This is a genomic window from Nostoc sp. CMAA1605 (assembly GCF_021596505.1).
Classification (GTDB): domain Bacteria; phylum Cyanobacteriota; class Cyanobacteriia; order Cyanobacteriales; family Nostocaceae; genus Trichormus.
In genome coordinates, this window is record NZ_PJIZ01000002.1 from 148,494 (window position 1) to 168,139 (window position 19,646).

The following is a 19,646-nucleotide window of genomic DNA, read 5'->3' on the forward strand; positions in this document are numbered from 1 at the left end:
CACCAATGATGCTGAATTTCATAGATAAAATAGGTAACTGGAATCCACAGTTATTTCGGGAAATTAAAGGTCGGCTCAAAGTTTTTAATATAGTGATTGCTGTTGGCTTATCACTATTAGGACAACTAGGAACTTTTCTTTATCAATTTGCTGATTATCCTGGCGCAAAATATTCTATGTCCGGGACATATTGCAATCTAGCCCCAGGTTATCTTGAACGCCTCAATATCTTGTCCCAATTAATTACTCAAGTCCAACAACAGATTAATATATATAGCGGTCAACCCAACTTTGATAAAGTCAAGTTACAAGCACTAAAAACCCAATTAGCCAGTTTCCAAACAGAACAGACCAATATTAATAGAAATCTCTATGAGACATACTGTCCTACTGCTCAAATCAATTTCACTCTTTGGTGGCGGGATCACTGGGAATATATTTTTCTCACATTAAGTGTGGTTTTTGTGTTTATTTTGTTAGTAGCTGGTACATATCTGCTCATTAATAATTTAGCTCAGGAGGAACGACGGGGGACACTGAATTTTTTGCGTCTGACTCCCCAATCAGAAATGAGCATTTTAATAGGCAAAATGTTAGGAGCGCCGATTGTCATTTATCTGATAGTATTTGCAGCCTTACCTTTACATTTTCTTTCCGGTTTATCTGCCAAAATCGCCTTGAGCCACATCCTCATCTTTGATATTTTGCTTGTTGGTTGTTGCGCTTTCTTTTATAGTTACGCACTTTTATTTGGCTTAATTAGTCGTTGGTTTAGTGGATTTCAACCTTGGTTAGCTAGTGGTGCAGTTTTATTATTCTTGTTTACAACTATTAACTTAGCTTCTTATAGCTCTGATGGTAGCAATACAGCCATATGGTTGAGAATATTAAGCCCATTTGACATGATGGGTTATCTATTTGGTAATCTATTCCGCAATTATAGGGATCAATCCCTAGATGAATTACAATTTTTCTACTTACCATTAGGTAAAAGTCTTGTAGGTTTATTAGCCTTACACTTATTTAACTACGGTGTTGGTATCTACTGGGCTTGGCAAGCATTACAGCGTCGATTTCGCAATCCTGAAACAGCAGTTTTAAGTAAAGGTCAAAGCTATTTTTTGGTAGGTTGTTTTCAGTTCATCTTTTGGGGATTTACTCTCCAGTCTGCAAATAACTCCTGTTATCCTTATTATGGGAGTAATTGCTACTATGATGTGAATCTTCAAATCAGCAGAAACTTGGTTTTTATTGTATTGTTTAACGTGGCGTTGGTATTTGCCCTGATGATTATGTTGTCGCCCCATCGCCAGCAAATTCAAGACTGGTCACGCTATAGTTACCATGAAGTGTCTAATCAGCAAAAGTTTTGGCGTAGTTCTTGGTTAAAAGATGCAATTTGGGGAGAGAAAAGCCCATCTTTGACAGCAATTGCTATTAACCTTTTAGTTATGATGACACCTGTAGTTATTTGGATAATCATTGCACCTGTATTAAATTTCAGAAATAGCAACGCTCTTGGTTGGATGAACGACATTGGGAGGATGAAGGCAGTTTTAAGTGTAGCCTTATTGGTCAGCATGGCAATGATTTATGCTGCCATATTACAAACTATGTTGATGCTAAAAAATCCTCAACGGGGTATCTGGGCAGTTGGCACTATGGCTTTAGTCATGTTTCTCCCACCGGCGATTCTAGGATTAGGCGGCATTTATCCTGAAAATTATCCTTCAGTGTGGCTATTTTCGACTTTTCCTTGGGCGGGTGTAAAAGACTCTGCAACTACTACTGTTTTTATGTCACTTTTAGCTGAGTTGACAGTGTTAGGATTGTTGATTTTTTACCTCAACCAGCAAATCAAAACAGCAGGGGAATCTGCGAGTAAAGCTTTATTAGCTGGACGCTAAATCTATCAATCATCTGAGGTTTATAGTTTAGGAATATATTCCTGACTATCAACTTGAAATATCTACCATTTGTGTCAGTTACTTTCATCTAACACTTCTGGATTTTTCACTATGCAAACTAACTTGATAAATCAAATCGGAGACTGGAATCCGCAATTATTACGAGAGATTAAAGGGCGATTGCATAAACGCAATGTGTTAATCATCATGGTTGCTTCCTTCCTGACGCAGTTGGTGGTGTTCCTTTATTTTCAAGGTCTTTTACCCAGTGAACCAATCGGTTCAAATAGATATTGTCGAGGTCAGAATTTAGAGATTTACAATGAATGCTTTTTAGATAATTCTGGGAATCTGGATATAAATTGGCAAGTGTGGTTTCAAGACACATTTAGCTGGCTGAGTATTCTGGGAATTTTTATAATTATTGTGGCGGGTAGTTACCTACTCATTAATGATTTATCTACGGAAGAAAGACGCGATACACTCAACTTTATTCGCTTGAGTCCACAATCACCCCAAAGTATTCTTTTCGGTAAACTTTTAGGAGTTCCCATCTTAGTCTATTTGGGAGTATGCCTAGCTATTCCGTTTCATTTATGGTTAGGTTTAAACGCGCAAATCCCTTTAGGTTTGATTTGCGGTTTCTATATTCTGTTTCTTACTACCAGTTTACTTTACTTTAGTGGATCACTGTTATTTGGCTTGGTTGGTTCTTGGTTAGGTAGCTTTCAAGCATGGTTAGGAAGTGGCGCAGTTTTGGGATTTTTGTTAATAACTCAACAAGCAATCACAAATAGTAATACCAGTAATCACCCATTTATAATTTTGAATTTCATGAATCCGTACTATGTGATTTCCAGCTTGGGAACCGACACAAGTAGGATTGATTTCACTAATGTGCGTTGGTTTAATTTCCTAATAGGAAATAGTTGGGTAGAAATGATTGGTTTTACAGTAGTGATTCATTTAGTGGGAGCTTATTTTTTCTGGCAATCATTACAAAGATGCTTCCGCGATCGCAATGCTACCATGCTGAGTAAACAACAGAGTTACTGGCTCACATCAGCTTTCACAATTATTACTGTAGGCTTTGCTAACTGGTCACAATTAGTCTTCGGTGATGGTAGTTATACTTACGCCATGCGAGAAAACATCGCTTGTTTGATGTTTCTGGACTTGTTTTTTTGCTTGTATTTAATTGCAGCCTTAACTCCCCATCGTCAGACATTACAAGATTGGGCGCGTTATCGTCATTTCGGCACTCAACAGGGTAAAAAGCTGAATTTAGTTCAAGATTTGATTTGGGGTGAAAAAAGTCCGGCGATGTTGGCGATCGCAATTAATGTCATGATTGCCATTACAGGCTTGAGTTTATTTACCCTTGTTTCTTTAGGTGATCAATATGATAAAGTCAACTCCTTAATCGCCCTCATCTTTGCTGGTAGTCTCACCCTCATCTATGCAGCCTTAACACAGCTACTTCTATTGATGAAACACGGACAACGCCTATTTTTGACTAATGGTGTGATGATCGGTGTGATGATCTTACCAGTCGTAGCTTTGGGTATACTGTTTTCCTCTCCTCAACACTATACTTTCCTTTGGCTATTTTCCGTAGCTGCACCCGTGGTTGCTTTATATACATCAGGTGAAGTAATAATAATTACTTCCCTTATGGCAATTATCGGACACACAATCCTTTTGAGTTTCATGTTGTTGCTAATGACGCGCCAATTAAAGAAAGCTGGGGAGTCAGCAACAAAGGCATTGTAGCTAGTAGTTAATTAACACCAAGGAGAGAAAAGGTTTACGCTCAGGTATGCAAAAGAGTAGAATCTGAGGCTAACAGGCAGCATAATTTTTCATTGTCATGCCACAAGCTAACTCAATTGCCATTCAATTTTGTGATGTTACCCTGAGTCGTAACCGTCGTTCTCTGGTGTCAAATCTCAATTTTGCGATTCATCACGGAGAAGCATTAGTATTACTTGGACGTAGTGGTAGCGGTAAAACTACCACTATGAAATTAATTAACCGCTTATTGACACCCAGCCAAGGTGAGGTGTTATTTAATGGTGTAGCGACTACCCAATGGGATGAAATTAAACTGCGGCGGAAAATTGGCTATGTTATTCAAGAAACTGGTCTATTTCCCCATTTCACAGTCGAACGCAATGTGGGTTTAGTCCCTTCTTTAGAAGGTTGGAAACCCAAACAAATTAAAACCAGAGTATACGAATTATTACATTTAGTAGGACTAGATCCAGCGCAATTTGCTAGGCGTTATCCCCATGAATTATCGGGGGGACAAAGACAAAGGGTAGGCGTAGCTAGAGCTTTAGCCGCCGATCCTCCGGTATTATTAATGGATGAACCCTTTGGTGCGCTTGATCCAATTACGCGCTTAGAATTACAACAAGAATTTCGGCGGTTGCAACGGGAATTAGGTAAAACAGTGGTGTTTGTCACCCACGATATTCAAGAAGCCTTTGTTTTAGCATCACGCATTGGGTTAATGTATGGGGGAGAATTGGTAGTGTTAGGTACCAAGGATGAATTCATGCAATCCCAACATCCAGAAACTCTGGCTTTTCTCCAATGTCTGCGTTCCCAGCAAGACAACCTATGAAAGATTTCTTTTTAGTGAAGTATGCTCCAGAAATTTTACAACACACACTAGAGCATTTATTTTTAGTAGGTGTTGCTATTAGTATTGCCATTATTGTGGGGATTCCTCTAGGAATTTTCATCACCCGGCAAAAGCAACTCCGACAACCCATTTTAGGTGTTGTTAATATCCTACAAACTATTCCGAGTTTAGCTTTATTTGGGTTACTAATCCCTGTACCTGTAATTGGCGGAGTTGGTGCTGTTCCGGCAATTGTGGCTTTAACTTTATATTCCTTATTGCCGATAATTCGTAATACTTATACAGGAATTACCAGCGTAGATCCTGCAATTCGCGAAGCTGGGCGGGGGATGGGAATGACTGATAGACAATTGTTATTTCAGGTAGAAATTCCCTTAGCAATGGCGGTAATTTTGGCAGGGGTGAGAGTTGCAACGGTGATTGCAATTGGGGTTGCGACTATTGCGGCTGCAATTGGGGCTGGGGGTTTAGGCGTATTTATCTTTCGAGGAATTGCTATTGTGAATAACCAGTTAATTTTAGCAGGTGCAGTTCCAGCCGCCGCGATCGCTTTATTGGCAGATTCCTTAATTGGTTGGCTAGAAAAAAAGTTAAAGGTAGAAAATTAAGTTTCATCAAAATTTATCTGGGTAATCATTCCCTAGTCTAGTAGAATTTTTTTGGTTTAGCAGTATTTATAGATTTATGTTTTTGACTAAAAAAGGGAACTAAACATGATTTTATCTACCCAACAAGAAATTCCCCTAGCTGAACAAATTCAGGCACTCCAGAGTTTTTGTATCATGACTCAAAACCCTGCAACGTTCTCAGCAATTTATGATTTAGACGCGATTCTCGCTAAAACAGAACTCAGCACCATCTCTGTAGAATATCTCAAATCACAACCAGAAGTAGCAGCAATTATTCAGGAACGTTATTTAGCCCCCGTACCAGATGTAGCCAAATTACTCACCTATTCGCCAGATTCCTTGGGTTATCAGTTTGCAGCGTATCTAACCGCAAACAACTTTGATCCTACATTTTATCGTCCCAGAGAAGTCAAAGACGATATTAGTTATGTTAGTTTGCGCCGCAGTCAAACCCACGATATCCATCATATTGTGACTGGGTTTAAGACTGACGCGTCAGGGGAACTGGGGTTACAAGCTTTTCAGCTAGCACAGATGAAATCGCCCATTGCGATCGCTATTATGACTGCTGGTATTATTAACTTCTTGAATAATACCCCAGAATTAGCAGCCATTATGCAGTATATTTATCGCGGTTGGGAAATGGGACTCAAAGCAAAACCCTTGATGGCACAAAAATGGGAAGATAATTGGGAAAAACCCTTAACTCAATGGCGTAGTGAATTGGGAATTACAGTTTTCCATCCCAACTAGGAATTGTATCTTATTGATTATTTCTTGACATCCTCACTACCCTAAAAGTGCGGTGAGTCCTGAACCGTGCTAACGCATCGCTAACACGATTCAGGTTTAACATCCATTGCAATTTTGTTTATAAAAAAAGTATAGAGATGATTTTTAAGCTGCAAACAATCATTAAAACTTTTATTTCCGCTACCATTATCGGTTTATCCACTGCTAGCAATCAAGCACTATCTCAAACTCTCAAACTAGCTCCTAATCTAGTTAATTTCAACTCTGACGCTGGAGAAAATTTATTAATTACTAGTCGTCATCGGGAAGACTTCTTTCCTTTAAGTAGCCAGTTTATTACTCAAAATAATCAAGCCTATTGTGGTGTCGCTAGTATTGTAATGGTTTTAAATAGCTTGGAAATTTCTGCACCAGTAGCACCACAATATTCTCCCTATAGAATTTTTACACAAGAGAACTTTTTTAGTAATCCCAAAACTCAAGCAGTCATTACTCCAGAAAAAGTCTCACGTCAAGGTATGACTTTGGCAGAATTGGGAGGATTAATTGCTAGTTATCATGTGAGCGTTAAAGTCTATCATGCTGCCGATTCTAATATAGAGGAATTTAGAAAAATGGCGGCTGCCAATTTACAACAGCCAGGAAATTTTGTCATTGTTAATTATTTACGCAAAGAAATTAATCAGGAACGTGGGGGACACATATCGCCTTTAGCCGCATATAACGAGCAGACAGATAGATTTTTAATTATGGATGTCTCCCGTTATAAATATCCGCCCGTTTGGGTGAAGACAATGGATTTGTGGAAAGCAATGAATACAGTTGATTCAGTTTCCGGTAAAACGCGAGGATTTGTATTTATTAGTAAATCTCCATGATGAGCAAATATATAAGAGATCATTCATGGAATCAAATCAGCCTCACAAAGCAACAAAATAGTATTTAAAAAAGACTTTAACTCTGGACACTGATTCACCGCATCCATTAAATTATTTTTCCGCAAAATACTGGCTGCATCACGCGTTTTACTATAACTGCGTTTACATTTACCGATTTCAAATATTTCTTTAATGTGATACGAAGGAGGCTTATCGTGATTGACTTGTTCGGGTAAACCCCCTGGTGCTGATTTATTATGCTTGGCTAACTTTTGAATTGTTGACCAATAAGGTAACAACCACGCTTCAAAATCATACTGCGCTACATGAGGATAAAAATTAGGATTTTTACCTACCCATGCGGTCATTTTAGCTTTAGCATCTGCGCCATTTTGAAAATCATTTGTACCTGTATATACGTCAGTTAATGCAATCACCGCATTAGCCGCATCACTCCCACTAAGCAAATTTTCCACAATCCGCCTCAGTTTTTCCGCTTTAGGAATACGCCCATCATAGGGAAGAAATTGCAATTTAGGCATTTTCTTTTGCAATCTTGATTTTAGAAAGTCTAGTAGAATTGGTTTAAAGGCTGTTTCCGTTGCACCCTCAACTAAAATCACTATTTTCATGGACGACCACCGATTAAATTCATAGCCCAAACTTGATCTAAACTATAGTCTTGTAACCATTTGTCTAAATCAAAAGCATCAGCCCAATTCATAGTTGTCAAACCATCTTCAGCATCACATACTAACACTTCTTCAGCAGATAAAAACCTAATTAATCTATCTGAATGTGTGGCAACAATTAACTGGGTTCTTTGAGATGCTTCTCTCATTAAATCAGCCAATAGCCTTAATAATTCTGGGTGTAAACTGACTTCTGGTTCATCTATGAGGGTGACAACAGATAAATCTGGGCTTTGTAACAGTGTGACTAACCATAAAAACCTTAAGATTCCCTCAGATAATTGGTGCATATAGAGGGGTTGGGAAAAGTTTTTATCTTTCCAAGTCATGGTCAAAGTACCTGCTGCAACTGGGGGAAATCCTAGTCTCTCAAAATCGGGAAAAGCCGCAGCTAAGGTATCTTCTATAATTTCAAATCTTTCAGCATCTGTTTCTCGTAAATAATACAGACAAGAGACTAAATCCTCACCATTAGAACCAGGTAAAGTCGCCGGACGCATTGATTGCGGAAGCCTAACTGGACTTTTCGGGGCAACATTCAATGCACCATAAAAACTACAGGAAGCCAATCTTTTACGAAAATTCTCAGGTTCTTGGTACATTTTAGGAACTTGGGACAGAGAAGTTTCTAAAGGATTATGCTCCCAATTAGGACGTAATAGCTTTTGATCATCTGGGCTAAAATATTTGACATCTAAACCGCGAGATTCAATATGCTTAAATGGTTCAGATGCGTAAATATTATTTTGTTGTGTCAGAGTTTCTAAAGCAATTTCATAGGATAAAGCTTTAGGAATCACTTCTACATGATAATCAAGTGGTGCATATTTGGGTACACTCATTGACAAAGAAATATTTAAACTATGAGAGCGATCACGAGTCATAATCTCACTCAATCCCCCCCATTCAGAAATTTTGGGTTCTAACTGACCTTTGGCTGAGGCTGCTAAGAGTAAAAAAATCTCTAAAAGTGAAGTTTTACCTACACCATTAGCCCCAATCATCACCGTTAATGGACGCATCTTGATAGATAAATCATATAAACGACGATATCCATGAATATGTATATTTTCAAATAAATTCATCATGATTATTTACTTTATGGCAGTATAATTATTACGCATTTTTTTATGATGTTAAACAAATCATCTCCCTAATTTCAACTCTCAATTATTCCTACAACCAAATAAATGTCTGTCATTCACCCTTCATAATCTTCTGGGTAAACGCGCCCCTTTGTGTTGAAATATCTATCTATTTTTACCCAAATGAAGCAGCTTGCATTTACCATACTTTCCCTCAGCCTGCTTTGCTACACCGAAGTAGCATCAGCCAGCATCACCTTACCTTTACGCAGCAAAAAGGCAATGGTAGTATCTGCCCATCCCTTGGCGAGTGAGGCGGGACTTTTGATGTTACGCCAAGGTGGTAACGCCGTTGATGCAGCAGTCGCCACAACTTTTGCTATATCTGTAGTTGAGCCATTTTCCGCCGGCATTGGTGGCGGTGGTTTTTTATTGTTGCGTAACGAGAAAACTGGCGAAATCAAAGCTTTAGATTTTCGGGAACGCGCACCCCTCAAGGCTACAAGAAATATGTACTTAGATGCAGATGGAAAGGTGCGTCCCAATGCAAGTGTTAAGGGTTATTTAGCCGTGGCTACACCAGGGACGGTGGCAGGAATGTATGAAGTTCACCGTCGTTATGGTAAGCTGCCTTGGAAGGAAGTTTTAAAACCTGCGATCGCTCTAGCTGAAAATGGTTTTACTCTCAGTCACCAACCTACTTGGCGTTCCGCTTCAGTCTATAATAATCGTCTGCAAGTAATTTTAAATAACCCAGCCGCCAGGGCAATTTTCACCCGCAACGGCGAATTTTATCAACCAGGGGAAAAATTAATCCAACGGGATTTAGCACGCACTTTAACAACGATCGCTAAAAATCCCCAAAGTTTTTATACTGGTGATATCGCCCGTGCGATCGCTAATGATATGGCGAAAAATGGCGGTTTAATTACTTTAGCTGACCTCAAAACCTACAAACCAATCTGGCGGACTCCTGTATGTGGAAAATTCCGCCAATTTCAAGTATGTTCTATGCCACCACCTTCTTCCGGTGGTGTATTGTTATTGCAGATGTTAAACATCATCGGTGATGCAGATTTAAAATCCTGGGGTTGGCATCATCCCAATGCTTTACACCTGATGACAGAAACAGTAAACAACTCACCGCTAAATCGGAGTACCAATTATAGCGGGAGCTTTATCCCAGATTTCGCCTATCGGGAAGAGAGACAACTGCCCCTCTAATTGACAAGCAATCCCCGGAATTTCGGGCGAGTTTACAAAAGTCACCCCAAGAACAGCAATATTATTAGCCGCGTTTATATCAGCATCATGCTCAAATCCACAATGCCCACACTTAAAAACTTTTCCGTTGCGATACGACTTTCCCCTGGTCGGGTGAATGTGGTGGCAACGAGAGCAAGTCTGGCTTGTGTAGGCAGGCGGCACAAATACCACTGGAACACCAGCGATATTCGCTTTGTACCCAACAAACAAACGCAGTTGATAGAACGCCCAATTGTTAGTTCTGCGACGTTCTGTTTTGCTTCTCGGCTTTTGGTTCAAAGACTCTCTAATGTTAGTCAAATCCTCAAAAGCCAGTGCCGCGTTTATCCGTTTTGCATCTTGAACAAGTTGCTTAGAAATATTGTGATTCAACCATTCTTGAAAGCGGCGTTCTCTACCGGAGAGCCTTCGCATCAGTCGCCTAGAACTGCGCGTGCGTTTGCTTTGAACTTTCGCTCTGACCTTACTGTAACGGTCACGAACCGATTGAATCTGCTTGCCATTCCACGATTTACCAGTGGAAGTGGTAGCGATATCTCGTCTGCCCAAATCAACCCCAATTACCTTGGGTGTTTTGCCAGTAGGTTGAATTGGGATATCAACAACGAAGTTGATAAAGTATTGCCCTTGCTTAGTTTTCTTCAACGTCGCACTGGTTGGAGTTTGACCCCTCAGCAATGCAATTTGATAGCCACCAATGGACAACTTAAATTCAACTCGCCCACACATCAAAGTCACCCCTACAGATTGGGTTTCTTCCTTATAAACAAAGGTGCGAACATCCAAACTAATAGAGGTGGGTCTAAACTTGTGAGCCACTCGCTTGGGCGGGTTTCCCGACTTGTGCGAAGTGGCGTGGATTTGCTTAACAGCTTTAGCGTTACCAACAACTCGTCTAATAGCCTGACAAACATGATTAGCTTTCAACCCTGTAGCTTCACGCACAGGTTTATAAACCTTGTGGTGCAACTTGGTGGTATTCCAGCAATTCGCGTGCTTGGCTACCTCCAATATCTGATTGCAAGCATCAGCAAACCCCTCCAACGTGCGGTCAATTTCGTCGCACAAGTTAGAGGGAACTATAAGCTTGCATTTTACAGATATGGATTGAGTCATACTAATATTGTAACTCATCCACAAAGGTTATTAACAGCAAGGAGCTTCACCCCATTCCTCTCGCCGCTATACCCTATCGGGTATAGCGGCGAGAGGAATGGGGGTGCTAGATGAAAATTACCTATAGCGATCGCGCACAATATTTAGGTGATCCTGATTTTGTCAAAGTTCCTGTGCAAGCATTACTGAGTGACAAATACGCAAGACAACGCCGGAGTGAGATTAATCCTGATCAAGCTACTCCTGCAACCCAAATCAAACCAATTCTCCTGAAAAATCTTCCCCAAGTTCAGATTCCCCTCAATCGCAGACTGCAACTAGCAACTCGTTATGAGTCTCCTGAAACGAGTCATCTCAATGTTGTGGACACAGAACGCAATGCTGTTAGTCTGACATTCACCGTCAACCACGGTTATGGTGCGGGAGTAGTGGCATCGGGAACGGGTATTGTCTTGAATAATGAAATGGATGATTTTGTCGCTGCACCAGGAATACCAAACGCTTTTGGATTATTAGGTAACGAAGCCAACGCCATCGCACCACGCAAAACTCCCCTCTCTAGCATGACACCGACAATTATCAGCGAAAATGGCCGTCTGCGGATGGTAGTAGGTGCGCCTGGTGGTAGCACAATCATCACTCAGGTCTTGCAAGTAGTGCTGAATGTGCTGGAATACAATATGGATGTTGGTGCAGCAATATCTGTTCCGCGCATACATCACCAGTGGTTTCCTGATGAGTTGCGAGTAGAAACTTGGGCTTTAGATGCAATGACTCTGCAAGAGTTACGTCGCCGAGGACACAATATAAAAGAAAGTCAGCCTTGGGGAAATGTTAACGCGATCGCTGTTACTGTTGACAATAACCTAGAAGGTGCAGCCGATCCTCGCGGTGAAGGCTCTCCTAGAGGTTTTTAAATCTCAGTCTCCAGAAAGACAAGAAAAATAGCACAACTACTGTCTAACTAACAAATATTGACTATTTACTGTTGAGTATAGGAAGACTCTGCATAAACACTATCACCAAACTCATTGGCGCGTGCGCTAGGTACTAGCGTCCACCCTGCTTTACGGAGTTTTTGATAGGTAGCCCAGCCTTTAGAGCCGCGAGGAATAGGATAATCTGGGACTGAATATTTTGGAAAAGCTGTGTAGGGTCGCCAAGGTTTTCCAGGTGCTTCTTGCAAATATAAAATTTTGTCATCGTCACCGCTACTTTTCGATATCCAACACATTTGTTGAGACATGGGAAACTCCTTTGCTTTTTGCCTTTATTGCATATTGGCGTTTTCTTGTCAATGCTTCTTCACCCTTGCGGGATAGTTTAGAATCTTCCCAGGGTAGTCAACTTACCTACAATTCAAAATCGTACAATTACCTAAATAATTGTGCGGTATTGAGCTGATTCATCAGAAGATATGTAGATAGACAGATTGTTCAAATGTTTGTGCCTCAATCTTATGTAAGACTAAGATTTTTTTAATGTTATCCGCGACTACCAAAGGTGTATGTATCGAGGGTTACTATTTCAGCAACATTTTAATTTTTGTTACGAAATGCAGATGATTAATTGCAGGATTGATTCCTGTATAGACGCGAGATTTAATCAGTCTTGTTGGCAATTATTGTCCTAATTTCTGTCCTCAGATGTTGGTAATCTAAGTCAGATAAAGCAGGTTCAGACCCTTGTAAATCAATAGGTTGTGTGATATTAATCCAAGACTTGCAACCACCATATTCTAAACGATAGGGAATTTCCCACACTTGAGCAAGTTTGAAAGTGCGTAGCAAGAGGATAAATAATGGCTGCTGGGATTTCCACTTAAGGCGATCGCTAATAAAATGTTCATTCCAGATATGGAAAGGTAATAACCGACTGACGATTAACTCATCCATCACAGGAAAAATATCCGTAATTTCTGCCCAACTACCGATTCTCACTGTTTCTGGATGCCATCCTGAAGCTACTGGCTGGACAAGGTGGGTATATTCTGCCTTAAGTAGTAAAGGTTGCTGATGTTCAAATGTAGGATAAAGTAAAACCTGTGGATGCGTGACCTGAAACCGCCCTTGTTGTTCCCGAATTCCGCCTTTTCGCAACAACATGATAGTTTTACCCGCTTCTAAAGCTTGAATGGCGATCGCCCACTCTTTCAGGGTATGTACCGTTTGACCTAATTCCATCAGCATCTACTGTAACTCTGATTTTATTTTGAGCGCAGACCGTTAAAGTATAGAACTATCCAGGGATATGAATTGAGAGAACCTTTATGGAAAAACGCAGACTAGGTAAATCTGACGTAGAAATTACCCCCATCCTCATGGGAACTTGGCAAGCCGGGAAAAAATGGTGGGTAGGAATTGAAGATGCAGACTCCATTAAAACTATCCGCGCCGCCTTTGAAGCCGGAATCACCACTATAGATACAGCCGAAGTTTATGGGGAAGGACATTCTGAGAGGATTGTGGCTGAGGCTTTATCTGATGTGCGTGAGCAAGTCGAGTATGCAACCAAGGTGTTTGCGAACCATCTCCAGTATGATCAAGTTATTGAGGCTTGCGATCGCTCCCTGAAAAACCTCAAAACTGATTACATCGACCTTTACCAAATTCACTGGCCGAGTGGTTCTTTCAATACTGAAATTGTTCCCATTGCAGAAACCATGCGCGCCCTTAATGACTTGCAAGCACAGGGTAAAATTCGCGCCATTGGCGTTTCTAACTTTTCTCTCACTCAACTAGCAGAAGCCTCCCAATATGGACGCATTGATAGCTTACAACCGCCATACTCATTGTTTTGGCGGCAAGTGGAAAAAGATGCTATGCCTTATTGCAGAGAAAATAATATTTCTATCTTGGCCTATTCACCCTTAGCCCAAGGACTATTAACAGGCAGATTTGCCCCTGGATATAAGTTTCATCCAGAAGATAATCGTACAGGCAACAAACTATTTCAGGGCGAAAACTTTGAACGCGCCCACCAAGCCTTAGAGAAACTACGCCCCATAGCAGAAAGCCATAACTGCACATTGGCACAGTTAGCATTAGCTTGGCTAATTGCCCAACCCCAAACTCAAGCGATCGCCGGCGCGCGTTATCCTGAACAAGCCAAAGACAATGCCCTTGCTGCTGATGTGAAACTTTCTCCTGAAGAACTATCAGAAATTGATGCGATCGGTCGTATTGTTACCGATCATCTTGATGACAGTTCTGTCATGTGGAACTGGTAAGGGACTTCTAATTCAAAAAATATACTATCACATTGATGGCAAGGGGGCAGGGGGCAGGGAGCAGGGGGAAAGACAGTTGTTTTGGAGAAAATAAATTGGATAGTTTTTTCTATCTCCTATTCCCCATGCCCCATTCCCTATGCCCTATTACCTAGCAGATATCTACAAAACATAGTCAGGGATCAAAGTTTTAAGTCGTTATTGCAAAAATCTACAAAATATCAACTTTCGTAAACTACTAGTTGATCATCAGCAAACTGAGTGCTAACTTAGATAGCAAGACACCAAGAGAAAACAAACCAAACCCCAGGGCAAAAGACAAGGTGTCTCCTGTCAACAGCCCAAGCAAATTTCAGCAGAATTTATGTCATGTGGCACAAAGCCCTAACAGGGTAAGCCAAATCCCAAAGCGGAAAAACAAAGAATGCTGAGTTTGTTAGTTTCAATGTCAACCTTAGTTATAAACCTCTCAATTGCTTTTTGTTGATTAAACTTAAAAATTTGAAATCAATACATATTGAAAAGCCTAGTCAACCCGTACTAGGCTTTTCAATTTTGTAGATATTTTCATCACAAATAATCTGGCATTTGTAGGAATCTGAAAGACTAATTGTGATAACTCAAGCATCCGCAATGATTTTACCCAAATGCTTGAGGATTTTTAAAACTCTAGATAAATTCTTGAGGTATTGCGATCGCATTTGCTTACCCAAATGTTTGATAAATCAAAAGCTGTTACAGTTGATAATCATGCCATATCAAGGTTGTTCTGGATTGGGATGACTAGCCATGTAAGCTAATGTTTGGGCAATTCCTAGTTCTGCCTAGTTTAACTCTAAAATTATCACTATCTAATTCAATAATCATTACTTGCACATTATCACCAACCCGGAGAGCTTGGTCAGGATAGTTAAAAGATGAAGGATAAATTTCAGATTTGGGTAAAAAAGCAAGGAGATTTTCAATATCAACCCACACTCCATAGTGTCTTATCTTCTCTACAGTTCCAGTGACAACCTGACCGACTTCCAATTGCCTGAATCTGACGAAAGTAGTATGATGTATCAATAATAATCGATCAAAATCTTCCTTGATTTCTAAAATTTTGAGAGGAATTTCTTGTTCTACTACCAGTTCCCTTTTTTGCTTATCTAGATAAGTTATAACAGTACCATAAACACCTTCAACTTTCACTATTGCACCTCTACTATTTGTTTTCAATATTTTTGGATATAATGTCACCTCATCAGCTTGTAGTTGCCGTAAACGTTGCCATGCTTTTTGTTTCTCTATTTGGCGAATTGAAAAAAACACTGTTGGTGGACGTTCTTGAGAATATAAAAACCACTGAATTCTGATTGATACTCCTCCTCCATGAACAGCAAGAATTTTAGTATCAATCATAAGGTCTTCTTTAGTTATGGGATGACCACATTTATTAGCAACTATAGTCAATACTGTCTCATGCAAGCGATCGCTTTCTTGCAGCGTCTCTGGAGTACAGTGTGAAAAAAATATATCATTCTTACCATCATAATTTCTAACAACCAAAAACTCTCGAATTTCATTCAGTTGCACAGCTTCTTCTGGACTTTGAATCTTAGAAAATGATAATTCTTGTAGTGTGATATAAGCTGGTTGCTCAGAGTCGAAATCAACTATAACCCCTGTGGGTTCTAGCTTAATAATCTTTCCCAAAATTATTTGTCCAGGTTGGAAACTGCTTAAATTTATCTTTCTTTTCATTATTATAAAGATTTCATTTAACGCTGAACTAAAGATAAATTTGAATTCAACCTCTGCAACACTTGCTTTAATACCATCGCTGTCCAATCAATATCGGCTGCTGTCGTATCGCATCCCAGGGTGAGGCGAATTCCCCCGAAAGCGGCGTTTTGGGAATAACCCATTGCTAAAAGTATGGGACTGGGGCTAAGTTTACCACTGTGACAAGCTGAACCTGCACTAATACCAATACCAGCTAGATTCAGTTGGCGGACTATGGTTTTACCACTGAGTTTTTCACCGTCGGCGGATTCTAGACAGAAACTAACGTGGTGGGGTAAACGATGTTCTAAATCACCGGTGGGTATTAAACCAGGAACATCGGCTAGCAAAGAAAATAGGCGATCGCGTAGTTTAATTAAACGTGGTGTTTCTGTGACTAGTTCTGTGGCTGCGAGTTCGGCGGCGACTCCAAACCCTGCAATGGCGGGTAATGCTTGTGTCCCTGAACGTAAACCCCTCTCCTGTCCACCACCACCGAGTAAGGGTATCAATTCTACACCAGGACGAATATATAAAGCCCCTGCACCTTGTGTCCCATATAGCTTATGACTGGATAGACTCAGTAAATCTACAGGTAACTGTTGTACGTCTATCGGTAAACGTCCGGCGGCTTGTACTGCATCGGTGTGGAATAAAGCCCCGTGTTGTCGCGCTATTTGGCATAATTCTGCAATGGGTTGGACTGTACCGATTTCACTTTGTCCGTAAATCACCGATACTAAAGCTGTGTTGTGTTGCAATGCAGCTTTTAAGTCTTGGGGGTTGACTCTACCTTTACTATCTACTCCCAAACGGGTGACTTCCCAACCCCACTTTTCTAGTAAATTGGCGGGTTCAGTAATCGCTGAATGTTCCACACTGGAAATAATGATGTGTTGGGGAACTAAGAACAACCTCGCCACACCCATAATCACTAAATTATTAGACTCCGTACCCCCAGAAGTAAACACAATCGTATCGGAATTAGGGGCATTTATTAGGCTCGCTACTTGTACCCTAGCTTGTTCTAAAATCATAGCTGCCCGTTGTCCCCACTCATGCAAGCTAGAAGGATTTCCCCATTGTTGGGTGAGTACGGCTTGCATCGCGGCGATCGCTTCTTGGCGAGTGGGAGTAGTAGCACTGTAATCTAGATATATTTGCATATCATTGGATGATTTAAACAACGGGCTGTCTATATGGGCAGGATATAAGAGTAAATGGGCGCATCATCTGCAAATCAGCATGATTAGACACTCACTCGCTGAATTTTTGCTAATGCTGATACAGCTATTTGTCTAATTAATGTGGCATAGATAGTTTTGGGAATGATAAATGTGTTCATGCCCAATTTACTTTTAGCAGATCACCGTGCAGATTTTACTGAAATTGCAGAAATCTTTAGTCTTATTTTTACTGTTAGCGATCGCAGGTTGTCAAAAAGTCCAATCCCAAAATACGCGCCTTCCTGCTTTGCCACAAGACCCCTTTGTGAAAGTTTACTTTAATCAGTCTGAGTCTAGTGAATATCGCGAACCTTACCGTCAGCAAACTCGACTAGGAGATAATTTAGAACAGCAAATTATTGAGACAATTTCTCAGGCTAAATCTACTATAGATATTGCAGTCCAAGAGTTACGTTTACCAGGAATTGCCAAGGCTTTAAGTGATAAACAAAAAGCAGGTATTCAAGTTAGAGTTATCTTAGAAAATAACTACAGTCGTCCTTGGAGTAGTTTTACAGATGCGGAAGTGAAGAAATTACCGCCAAGAGAAAAAGATAGATATCAAGAATATTTTAAATTTGTAGACCAAAATCAAGATAATCAACTCAGCCCAGAAGAAATTAACCAAAGGGATGCGTTAATCATTTTACAAACTGCCAAAATCCCTGTAATCGATGATCGAGCGGATGGTTCAGCAGGTAGTAATTTGATGCACCATAAGTTTGTCATTGTTGATAATCGGATTGTGATTATTACTTCTGCCAATTTTACCTTAAGTGACTCTTTTGGTGATTTTACTAATCCTAGCAGCTTAGGAAATCCTAATAACTTTTTACAGATTGATAGTCCAGATTTAGCCAATTTATTCACAGAAGAATTTAATCTGATGTGGGGTGATGGGGTTGGTGGTAAACCCGATAGTAAATTTGGTGTCAATAAACCGGTGCGTCCGCCAAAAACGATTACATTAGGTGATAACAAAATCACTGTGCATTTTTCACCTACATCACCTACCCAACCTTGGAGTAATACTAGTAATGGACTCATTGGCGAAACTTTAAATTCATCTACTCAATCTGTAGATATGGCTTTGTTTGTGTTTTCCGAACAACGACTTGCCAATATTTTAGAAATTCGACATCAGCAAAATGTAGCGATTCGCGCACTGATTGACAAGCAATTCGCCTATCGTCCTTATAGCGAAGCTTTAGACATGATGGGCGTAGCTTTAAGTAATAAATGTAAATATGAGTTGGATAATAAACCTTGGCAAAATCCTCTCACCACTGTTGGTGTTCCCACATTACCCAAAGGTGATTTATTGCATCATAAATTTGCAGTGGTTGACCAAAAAACGGTAATCACAGGCTCTCATAATTGGTCAGATGCGGCGAATGCGGCTAATGATGAGACTTTAATTATTATTGAAAATCCGAATATCGCTGCTCATTATGTGCGTGAATTTAATCGGCTTTACACTCAGGCAAAAGTTGGTGTCCCGGAAAATATCCAAGCTAAAATTCAAGCTGAACAAAAGCAATGTCCGCAAATCTCTGCTCCTAATAGTTCAGAGAAAACTATTAAACCCATTAATATTAATACAGCCAGTCTAGAAGAATTATCAACCTTGCCAGGGGTTGGTAATAAGTTAGCCCAAAAAATTATTACAGCCCGTCAACAGAAAAAATTCGCTTCTTTACAAGATTTAGAAAAAGTACCAGGTATCAGTGAGAGAATGATAGCTAATTGGCAAGGTTATATCGAATTGTAGATTATCGCTTTTGTCTTAATTACGCCCCAAGTAGGGGAATTATTAATCTCTACTTCCAGAAAGAGGAAACTTGAGTGATTCAGTATCTAGGATAAACCCATATTAGATAATTCGGAGTGGGTTTATGCCTTACGAAAATAGAGATGAATTACCCGAAGAAATTAGAGAACAATTACCAGAACACGCCCAACAAATTTTTGTGGCGGCATTTAATGCAGCCCAAAGAGATGGTATGACCGAAAATGGTGCTACCGATGTGGCATGGAATAGTGTCAGAAATGAATATGAACAAGGTAGCGATCGCACATGGCACAGAAAACCCGAAGATCCAGCAGTACACAACAAATCTGTGGTTTCTGGTGGTAATTAGTTCAGTTAATTTGCAATTCAATTAAAATCAAGGCGGTTTGTAGTTTCTATAAACCGCCTGTTTTGGGTTAAATTGATCATTATTGACAATTTAACTCTTGTACAAATGATTAAACTCGACCAATTTCTGAAATATCTAGGTATAGCACCGACTGGTGGTCAAGCCAAACTCATGATTAATGATGGGAATGTGCAAGTGAATGGTGCAGTTGAAACCCGGCGGGGACGAAAATTAGTATCAGAAGACCAAGTCACAGTCGCCGGAAAAACCTTCAAGGTGGGAGATATAATTCAAGAATAGTTTTAGT

17 protein-coding genes and 2 pseudogenes are annotated in these 19,646 nt (G+C 40.1%); 12 read left to right on the forward strand and 7 right to left on the reverse strand.

Annotated elements, in window-relative coordinates:
• The first annotated feature begins 5 nt into the window (after nt 1-5).
• From CV014_RS01565 to CV014_RS01590, 6 genes are all read left to right on the forward strand, one after another.
• A complete protein-coding gene (locus tag CV014_RS01565; RefSeq protein WP_236140408.1) occupies nt 6-1,907 on the forward strand; it encodes an ABC transporter permease subunit in 1,902 nt (633 codons plus the stop codon).
• A gap of 111 nt (nt 1,908-2,018) precedes the next feature.
• Nucleotides 2,019-3,680 (forward strand): hypothetical protein, encoded by a 1,662-nt coding sequence (locus CV014_RS01570; protein WP_236140409.1) that lies wholly within the window; start codon nt 2,019-2,021, stop codon nt 3,678-3,680.
• 97 nt (nt 3,681-3,777) lie between these two features.
• Entirely contained in the window at nt 3,778-4,536 is a 759-nt protein-coding gene (locus tag CV014_RS01575; RefSeq protein ID WP_236140410.1) for an ATP-binding cassette domain-containing protein, read from the forward strand.
• On the forward strand, nt 4,533-5,165 hold the full coding sequence (locus tag CV014_RS01580; protein WP_103135829.1) for an ABC transporter permease: 633 nt from the start codon (nt 4,533-4,535) through the stop codon (nt 5,163-5,165). The genes CV014_RS01575 and CV014_RS01580 overlap by 4 nt, the downstream gene beginning before the upstream one ends.
• 105 nt (nt 5,166-5,270) lie before the next feature.
• Nucleotides 5,271-5,939, forward strand: coding sequence for a Coq4 family protein (locus CV014_RS01585; protein ID WP_236140411.1), 669 nt, complete (start codon nt 5,271-5,273; stop codon nt 5,937-5,939).
• 137 nt (nt 5,940-6,076) lie between these two features.
• A complete protein-coding gene (locus CV014_RS01590; protein WP_236140412.1) occupies nt 6,077-6,817 on the forward strand; it encodes a phytochelatin synthase family protein in 741 nt (246 codons plus the stop codon).
• A gap of 23 nt (nt 6,818-6,840) precedes the next feature.
• Here CV014_RS01590 and CV014_RS01595 read toward each other — a convergent pair whose 3' ends face one another.
• Both CV014_RS01595 and CV014_RS01600 read right to left on the reverse strand, forming a co-directional pair.
• On the reverse strand, nt 6,841-7,449 hold the full coding sequence (locus CV014_RS01595) for a DUF4276 family protein (RefSeq protein ID WP_236140413.1): 609 nt from the start codon (nt 7,447-7,449) through the stop codon (nt 6,841-6,843).
• Nucleotides 7,446-8,594, reverse strand: a complete 1,149-nt coding sequence (locus tag CV014_RS01600; protein WP_236140439.1) for an AAA family ATPase — start codon at nt 8,592-8,594, stop codon at nt 7,446-7,448. The genes CV014_RS01595 and CV014_RS01600 overlap by 4 nt, the downstream gene beginning before the upstream one ends.
• Before the next feature lie 183 nt (nt 8,595-8,777).
• Here CV014_RS01600 and CV014_RS01605 point away from each other — a divergent pair.
• Nucleotides 8,778-9,785 (forward strand): annotated as a pseudogene (locus tag CV014_RS01605) (gamma-glutamyltransferase family protein); the annotation flags it as partial.
• Here CV014_RS01605 and CV014_RS01610 read toward each other — a convergent pair.
• On the reverse strand, nt 9,741-10,976 hold the full coding sequence (locus CV014_RS01610) for an RNA-guided endonuclease InsQ/TnpB family protein (protein WP_236140414.1): 1,236 nt from the start codon (nt 10,974-10,976) through the stop codon (nt 9,741-9,743). The pseudogene CV014_RS01605 and the gene CV014_RS01610 overlap by 45 nt on opposite strands.
• Before the next feature lie 110 nt (nt 10,977-11,086).
• On the opposite strand from CV014_RS01610, the pseudogene CV014_RS01615 reads away from it, so the two are divergent.
• A pseudogene (locus CV014_RS01615) lies at nt 11,087-11,893 on the forward strand (gamma-glutamyltransferase); the annotation flags it as partial.
• 65 nt (nt 11,894-11,958) lie between these two features.
• Here CV014_RS01615 and CV014_RS01620 read toward each other — a convergent pair.
• Both CV014_RS01620 and CV014_RS01625 read right to left on the reverse strand, forming a co-directional pair.
• Nucleotides 11,959-12,222 carry a hypothetical protein gene (locus CV014_RS01620; RefSeq protein WP_103135824.1) on the reverse strand — a complete coding sequence of 88 codons (264 nt, stop codon included), beginning with the start codon at nt 12,220-12,222 and terminating at the stop codon, nt 11,959-11,961.
• A 355-nt stretch (nt 12,223-12,577) separates the two neighbouring features.
• Nucleotides 12,578-13,165: a DUF1802 family protein gene (locus tag CV014_RS01625; protein ID WP_236140415.1), complete on the reverse strand. Its 588-nt coding sequence runs from the start codon at nt 13,163-13,165 to the stop codon at nt 12,578-12,580.
• 80 nt (nt 13,166-13,245) lie between these two features.
• Here CV014_RS01625 and CV014_RS01630 point away from each other — a divergent pair, with 80 nt between their 5' ends.
• Nucleotides 13,246-14,205 carry an aldo/keto reductase gene (locus CV014_RS01630; protein ID WP_236140416.1) on the forward strand — a complete coding sequence of 320 codons (960 nt, stop codon included), beginning with the start codon at nt 13,246-13,248 and terminating at the stop codon, nt 14,203-14,205.
• A 783-nt stretch (nt 14,206-14,988) separates the two neighbouring features.
• On the opposite strand, the gene CV014_RS01635 is transcribed toward CV014_RS01630, so the two are convergent.
• Both CV014_RS01635 and CV014_RS01640 read right to left on the reverse strand, forming a co-directional pair.
• On the reverse strand, nt 14,989-16,038 hold the full coding sequence (locus CV014_RS01635) for a S1 RNA-binding domain-containing protein (protein WP_236140417.1): 1,050 nt from the start codon (nt 16,036-16,038) through the stop codon (nt 14,989-14,991).
• Nucleotides 15,969-17,138 (reverse strand): cysteine desulfurase family protein, encoded by a 1,170-nt coding sequence (locus CV014_RS01640; protein ID WP_236140418.1) that lies wholly within the window; start codon nt 17,136-17,138, stop codon nt 15,969-15,971. Before CV014_RS01640 ends, CV014_RS01635 begins: the two co-directional genes overlap by 70 nt.
• Before the next feature lie 211 nt (nt 17,139-17,349).
• On the opposite strand from CV014_RS01640, the gene CV014_RS01645 reads away from it, so the two are divergent.
• From CV014_RS01645 to CV014_RS01655, 3 genes are all read left to right on the forward strand, one after another.
• Complete coding sequence (locus tag CV014_RS01645) at nt 17,350-18,969, forward strand: DUF655 domain-containing protein (RefSeq protein ID WP_236140440.1); 1,620 nt, start codon at nt 17,350-17,352, stop codon at nt 18,967-18,969.
• A 124-nt stretch (nt 18,970-19,093) separates the two neighbouring features.
• On the forward strand, nt 19,094-19,339 hold the full coding sequence (locus tag CV014_RS01650; protein ID WP_236140419.1) for a ChaB family protein: 246 nt from the start codon (nt 19,094-19,096) through the stop codon (nt 19,337-19,339).
• Between the two features lie 105 nt (nt 19,340-19,444).
• The gene (locus CV014_RS01655; RefSeq protein ID WP_236140441.1) at nt 19,445-19,639 is read left to right on the forward strand and encodes an RNA-binding S4 domain-containing protein; all 195 of its coding nucleotides are present in this window, start codon (nt 19,445-19,447) and stop codon (nt 19,637-19,639) included.
• Nucleotides 19,640-19,646 lie beyond the last annotated feature (7 nt).